The 1,919-nt window shown below is 43.4% G+C and carries 2 protein-coding genes; both read left to right on the top strand.

The annotated features are described in order from the left end of the window. A partial coding sequence (locus tag A3738_RS12910; protein ID WP_156504242.1) for a DUF3418 domain-containing protein occupies window positions 1-780 on the top strand: 780 nt, incomplete at its 5' end. Window positions 781-902: 122 nt separating this feature from the next. Then, window positions 903-1,919 (top strand): beta-ketoacyl-ACP synthase III (locus A3738_RS12905; protein WP_068763626.1); only part of this gene is annotated, 1,017 nt, incomplete at its 3' end.

Genomic DNA, 1,919 nt, shown 5'->3' with positions numbered 1-1,919 from the left:
CCTTGCTTGATCGATAAGAAAAAATACGTTCTTAAGACTAACGAGAATGATGAGCATAAAGCGCAAGAACAAAGCCGTTTGGGAATGGCGCGCCTTCTGTTTTACAAGTTAAGTGATCAAATCGCTTTGTTGCCCAAAGAGATCCCTAACTATAAACAAATGGGCTTGTATTACGCGCCAACCGGAAGAGCTGAGGCTTTGTACGATGACTTTGCTCTGTCTGCGATTGCACATCATTTTCGTTGCGATGAAATTCCAAGAAGTTCCGCCGAGTTTGAAGAACGCTGGCAGGCGGGTCGAGGAGACTTTGTCGTTGAGGCTAAAAAACATGCTCAGTTAGTGAATGAGATCCTCAAGGAATACCATGAATTGATGAAGCTATTAAAGGGAAAAATCAATTTTACGGTAGCCATGTCTGTCGCAGATTTAAAGTATCAAATACAGCACTTAGTATACGATGGATTCTTGTCGCAAACTGATTACAAGCAGCTAGAACATTATCCGCGTTACTTGAAGGCTTGCACATTGCGCTTCGAAAAGATGGGGCGTGAGCTAGCACTTGAGAGGAAAACATTGCCGTTGTTAAAAGACTGGTGGGAGCAATACCGAAGTCGCTTAGACGCACACAAAGCGCAAGGTATTTCTGACCCAGAGTTAACAAGATTTCGTTGGCTAATTGAAGAGCAGCGCGTATCATGGTTCGCCCAACAATTGGGCACGGCTGAGACCATCTCCGAAAAACGTATCAATAAACAATGGCAGTTGGTGCGACGAGTTTAACTCGGCGCTGAGAGGTGATTGATTTAAGTTGTTTATTGGTGTCTTCAAGACTAATGTCTGATGATGCTTCTTAGTGGTGCGCGTCTCTGACGAGAATAGATAATTTATAGAAGGGGAAATTAGTGTATAAAGCGGCGATAACCGGCACAGGTTTGTTTACTCCAACGCAGTCAATTAGTAATGATGAGTTGGTAGAAAGCTTTAATAGTTATGTTGCGGCATTTAATGCAGAAAACGCAGCTGCCATTGAAGACGGAAGCGTCGCACCCTTACAAGAATCTTCTTCTGCTTTCATAGAGAAAGCTAGCGGAATTAAAAGCCGTTATGTGATGAATAAAGAGGGTATTCTTGATCCAATGCGCATGGCGCCGAATATCCCCGAACGACCAAATTCTGAGCCGAGTGTTTTATGTGAAATGGCAACAGCCGCCGCAAAAGACGCGCTGGCTCAAGCCAATAAAACGGTAGCTGATGTTGATGCCGTACTTGTAGCTTGTTCCAACTTACAGCGAGCTTACCCAGCAATATCTATTGAAGTTCAACAGCAGCTTGGGATTGACGGCTTTGGCTTCGATATGAATGTTGCATGTTCGTCTGCCACATTTGCTCTTCAAACTGCGCTTGATTTGGTGAAAGCCGGAACAGCGCGGTCCGTACTTGTTCTGAATCCTGAAGTCTGTACAGCTCACCTAAATTTTAGAGATCGCGATAGTCACTTTATTTTTGGCGATGTTGCGACTGCTATTCTTGTTGAAAGACAGGATTTGATGTCTGTCGATACGTATTACGAAGTGGTCAGCGCAAAATTAAAAACAAGTTTCTCGAATAATATTCGTAACAATTTCGGTTTTATGAATCGTTGCGCTCCAGAAGCGCAAGCCAACGCAGATAAGTTATTTGTTCAAGAGGGGAGAAAGGTATTTAAAGAGGTTTCTCCAATGGTTGCCAATATGATTGTTGAGCACCTCGCAGATAACGATTTCACTCCAGACCAGCTCAAGCGAATGTGGCTGCATCAAGCTAACTTAAATATGAACCTTTTGATTGCGAAGAAGGTCTTAGGTCGACCTGCAGAGGAAGGCGAGGCTCCTGTGATATTAAATGAATATGCTAATACGTCATCTGCAGGATCAATTATT

This window comes from Oleiphilus sp. HI0066, from assembly GCF_001635725.1.
The sequence above is the reverse complement of the archived record's forward strand: the minus strand, read 5'-3'. Positions and strand labels throughout refer to the sequence as shown.